Here is a 4,033-nt window from a genome sequence, read left to right as displayed (position 1 = left end):
TGTTCGTACCGCTGGTGATGGTGGTGCTCGTCGCGGTGGCGGTGTTCGTGGCGGCCCGCCCCAGCCTGGGTACCGCCGTGGGACGGCGCCCGAGCGGGCTGCGCACCACAGTGGTGGTGCTCACCGCGGCCGCGGTCATCGGGTTCTACGACGGCATCCTCGGCCCGGGCACCGGCACGTTTCTGATCCTGGTGTTCGCGGCGATGCTGGGCAGTGAGTTCGTCGAGTCGGCGGCGATGGCGAAGGTGCTCAACTTCGGCTCGAATCTCGGGGCGTTGGTGTTCTTCGCCGTGGGCGGGCACGTGTGGTGGACGCTGGGTGCGGCGATGGCGGTGTGCAATGTGGCCGGGGCGGTGCTCGGGTCGAGGATGGCGTTGCGGCGCGGCGCGCGGTTCGTGCGGGTGGTGCTGCTGGTCGTGGTGGTGGCCATGGTGGTGCGGCTCGGCGTCCAGCAGTTCGGCTGAGGAAGAAGTGCCCGGGGCCCGGGGCCCGGGTTACCGCAGCGCGGCGAACTCGGCCGCGATGTCCTCGGGGGTGACGGTGGGTTCGAAGCGGCGCAGCACGGTGCCGTCGGGGTCGACGAGGAACTTGGTGAAGTTCCATTTGATCTCGTCGGTGCCGATCGCCTCGGGCCGCGACTTGCGGACGTGCTCGAACAGGAAGCCGTGCTCGGGGCCGAAGTTGCCGGGGGCCTGGGCGCGCAGATACCGGTACAGCGGGTGCGCGGCGTCGCCGTTGACGTCGATCTTCCCGTAGACGGGGAACGTCACGTCGTAGGTGAGACTGCAGAAGTCCTGGATTTCCGCATCGGTGCCCGGTTCCTGCCCGCCGAACTGGTTGCACGGGAAGCCGAGGACCTGCAGGCCGCGGTCCCGGTTCGCCCGGTGCAGCGCCTCGAGCCCCTCGTACTGCGAAGTCAGGCCGCACTTGCTGGCCACGTTGGTGATCAGCAGGTAGGTGCCCCGATAGGCGGCCAGGTTCTCGGTGGCTCCGGCGGCGGTGGTGACGGTGTAGTCGTGCACGGACATGGGTGCTCCTGGGTGCGGGTCGGTCGGCCGTGGGGCGCGGCGGTCGGTCAGGGGGCCGATCAGTCGAGGGTGCAGGCGATGCCGAGGGTTCCGGAGCGGCCGCGGCGCAGCAGGCTGGCCTTGACTGCGATCCAGCCGGCGAGGCGGTACTTGCCGATGATGGCGGCGCGGGTGTGCTCGGTGCCGGCGTCGTCGAGGATCGCGGCGCTGCCCTCGACGGCGAGGCTGCGGGGCCGGCCGCGCGCGTCGCACACGGCGAGCGTGACGCGCGGGTCGCGGCGCAGCCGGGTGATCTTGTGGGAGCCGGTGGCGGTCCACACCAGCAGCCGGTTCCCGTCGGCGACGGCCCACACGGGCGTCGCGACCGGGGTGCCGTCCTTGCGGTAGGTGGTCAACAGCACATAACTCGCGGCGGCCAGGTCGGCGAACGACGGCGGCGTGTGGTCCCCATCAGGCATGCGCCCACCCTACGCATCGGGCTGCGGCGGTCATGCCCGGGTCGGGGCGCTCTTGGGGACGTCCCGAAACGCCAGGTTCTGGTCGTGGCTGCGTTCGCGCGGCATCCCGAGCACCCGTTCGCTGATCGTGTTGCGGGCCATCTCGGTGGTGCCGCCGGCGATGCACCACACCTGCCGCATCAGGTAGTCGGTGCCGCGTTCGGCGACGTCGCCGTCGTCGTCGTTCCAGGCGGCGCCGTCCGCGCCGGTCAGGTCGTACATGATCGAGGTGAGGCGGGTGGACACCACCCCGGACATCAGCCGGGAGATGGCGGCGGCCTGGTCGGTCAGGGCGCCGGTCATGATGCTCCGCCCGATCCGCTGCTGCAGGGCGTCCTTGACCAGTTCGAGGGTTTCGGCTTCGCCGATCAGGTCGCGGGCGAGGGGATCGTCGAGGCGGCCGGCGTCGCGGGCGACGGCGAGCACTTCCGGGGTGTGCGAGCCGCTGCGGGCGCTGCCGGGCGGTTTGGTGGTGAACGGGGAGTTCGTGAGCATCCGTTCGTGGAACATCCAGCGGGTGCCCACGGTCCAGCCGTTGTCGATATCGCCGATCCGGTCGCTGTCGGGGACGCGCACGTCGGTGAGGTATTCCTGGCAGAATTCGCGGGAGCCGCTGAGCATTTCGATGCGGTGCACGTCGACGCCGTCGCGGTGCAGGGGCAGCATGAACACGGTCAGGCCGCGGTGTTTGGGCACGTCCCAGTTGGTGCGGGCCAGGCACAGTGCCCAATCCGACCACCAGGCGCCGGTGGTCCAGATCTTCGAGCCGTTGAGGATCCAGTCCTCGCCGTCGCGGACCGCGGTGGTCACGGCGCCGGCGACGTCGGAGCCGCCGCTCGGTTCGGAGAGCATCTGCATCCAGATCTCCTCGCCCTTGAAGATGGCGGGGAGGTGGCGGCGCTTCTGTTCCTCGGTGCCGAATTCGAGCAGCACCGCCGCGCACGGCACGAACGTCGGGGACTGCAGCCGGGCGGGGTATTCGTAGCCGGCCAGTTCCTCGTCGAGCACCTTCTGGTGGGCGCGGGTCAGGCCCCGGCCGCCGTATTCGCGGGGGAAGACGATGCCGGCCAGGCCCGCATCGAACAGTTTGCGTTGCAGGGCGCGTTCGTGCGCGACCGCGGCGAGTTCCTGGTCGTCGGTGCCCTCTTCGCGGAGCACCCCGATGAACGCGGTGGGATCGGCCGGGGCCAGGTTCGCCCGGATCCAGCTGCGGGCGCGGGCGCGGAAACGGTCGAGGGTTTCGAGGTCTTCGGCGGTCATGACGCGCTCTCCTGGTGTTCGACGAGGTCGGCGATGAGTTGCCGGTGTTCGGCGGGGGTGCCGAAATTCGAGCGGTTGGCGGCGGCGCGCCGCGCGTACAGGTGCAGGTCGTGTTCGAAGGTGACGCCGATGCCGCCGTGCATCTGCACGCAGTCCTGCATGAGTTCGGTCCCGTGGTCGCCGAGGTAGGACTTGGCGGCGCTGACCAGTCGGGCGGCGTCGGGGTCGTCGGCGGCCACCGCGGCGGCGGCGCGGTCGCTGATGGCGTGGCCGGCCTCGAGCCACATCTTCATGTCCGCGAAGCGGTGTTTGAGGGCCTGGTAGGAGGCGAGGGGCCGGCCGAACGAGTAGCGGTCGAAGGCCCAGGCGACGGTCAGGTCGAAGGCGGACTGCATGGCGCCGACGGTTTCCGCGCAGCCGATCACCAGGGCGAGGCGGCGGGCCCGCTCGAGCGCGGCGGCGGCGGTGTCGGGTGTGCCGACGAGGCTGGTGGCGGGCAGGCGCACGTGGTCGAAGGTCACGGCCGCGTAGCGGCGGGTCAGGTCGATCGAGCGCAGCGGGGTGATCTGCACGCCGGGGGTGTCGCTCGGCACGAGCACGTGGCCGGGGCCGTCGCCGGTGTCGCCGGTGACCAGCAGCAGGTCCGCGGTGGCGGCGGCTTCGACGGGCCGTTTCGTGCCGTGCAGCACGACCTCGGCGCCGGTGACGCGGATGTCGAGCGGGGCGGTGGCCGCGCGGCTGCCGGGGCGGGCCTCGGCCAGGCACCAGGCGGCGGTCGCGGTCCCGGCCAGCAGCGCGGTGAGCGCGGTCTCGTGGTCGGTGCCGGGATGGGTGCCCAGCAGCGCGGCGGTGATGTTGGTGGGCAGCAGCGGGCCCGGGGCGGCGCNGCGGCCGAATTCGTAGGCGAGCAGGGTCAGGTCGATCAGACCGTCGCCGCTGATGGAACCGCCGCCGTGGGCTTCGTCGACGAGCAGGCTGGTCCAGCCCAGTTCGGCGCCGCGGCGCCAGTAGTCGGCGGTGAAGCCCGCCGGGTCGTGCCGCAGCCGGCGCAGTTCGTCGACGGGGGCCCGCTCCTGCAGGAACCGGGCTGTGGTGTCCCGGAAGAAGTCCTGGTCGGGAGTGAGTTCCACCAGCATGTGTGTCCTCTCGAAGGCCGCGGGGCCCACCCTCACGGGACACCCCGATCTCGAATCAGAGAATAGTATTATCAGATGCGATAATCCAGTTATTGTTCGGGTGGGTTGCCGG

The 4,033-nt window shown here is 71.0% G+C and carries 5 protein-coding genes; 1 reads left to right on the top strand and 4 read right to left on the bottom strand.

What is annotated here, in order from left to right; all coding sequences use genetic code 11:
* Window positions 1-464 (top strand): TSUP family transporter (locus Q8814_RS24790; protein WP_330154617.1); only part of this gene is annotated, 464 nt, incomplete at its 5' end.
* Between the two features lie 30 nt (window positions 465-494).
* On the opposite strand, the gene Q8814_RS24785 is transcribed toward Q8814_RS24790, so the two are convergent.
* Genes Q8814_RS24785 through Q8814_RS24770 form a run of 4 tightly spaced genes read right to left on the bottom strand, consistent with a single transcriptional unit; the run spans window position 495 to window position 3,921 of the window.
* A complete protein-coding gene (locus Q8814_RS24785) occupies window positions 495-1,028 on the bottom strand; it encodes a glutathione peroxidase (RefSeq protein WP_330154616.1) in 534 nt (177 codons plus the stop codon).
* 59 nt (window positions 1,029-1,087) lie between these two features.
* On the bottom strand, window positions 1,088-1,486 hold the full coding sequence (locus Q8814_RS24780; protein ID WP_330154615.1) for a PPOX class F420-dependent oxidoreductase: 399 nt from the start codon (window positions 1,484-1,486) through the stop codon (window positions 1,088-1,090).
* 30 nt (window positions 1,487-1,516) lie between these two features.
* On the bottom strand, window positions 1,517-2,785 hold the full coding sequence (locus Q8814_RS24775; protein ID WP_330154614.1) for an acyl-CoA dehydrogenase family protein: 1,269 nt from the start codon (window positions 2,783-2,785) through the stop codon (window positions 1,517-1,519).
* Window positions 2,782-3,921, bottom strand: a complete 1,140-nt coding sequence (locus Q8814_RS24770; protein WP_330154613.1) for an acyl-CoA dehydrogenase family protein — start codon at window positions 3,919-3,921, stop codon at window positions 2,782-2,784. The genes Q8814_RS24775 and Q8814_RS24770 overlap by 4 nt, the downstream gene beginning before the upstream one ends.
* Window positions 3,922-4,033: the final 112 nt, after the last annotated feature.

The organism is Rhodococcus chondri (genome assembly GCF_036327435.1).
Taxonomy (GTDB): domain Bacteria; phylum Actinomycetota; class Actinomycetes; order Mycobacteriales; family Mycobacteriaceae; genus Rhodococcus; species Rhodococcus chondri.
This window is presented reverse-complemented; position numbering and strand designations above follow the sequence as displayed.

What these genes read in the sequence shown, in the direction of transcription:
- Q8814_RS24785 (WP_330154616.1), bottom strand. Translation starts at nt 1,028, where the DNA reads ATGTCCGTGCACGACTACACCGTCACCACCGCCGCCGGAGCCACCGAG.
- Q8814_RS24780 (WP_330154615.1), bottom strand. Translation starts at nt 1,486, where the DNA reads ATGCCTGATGGGGACCACACGCCGCCGTCGTTCGCCGACCTGGCCGCC.
- Q8814_RS24775 (WP_330154614.1), bottom strand. Translation starts at nt 2,785, where the DNA reads ATGACCGCCGAAGACCTCGAAACCCTCGACCGTTTCCGCGCCCGCGCC.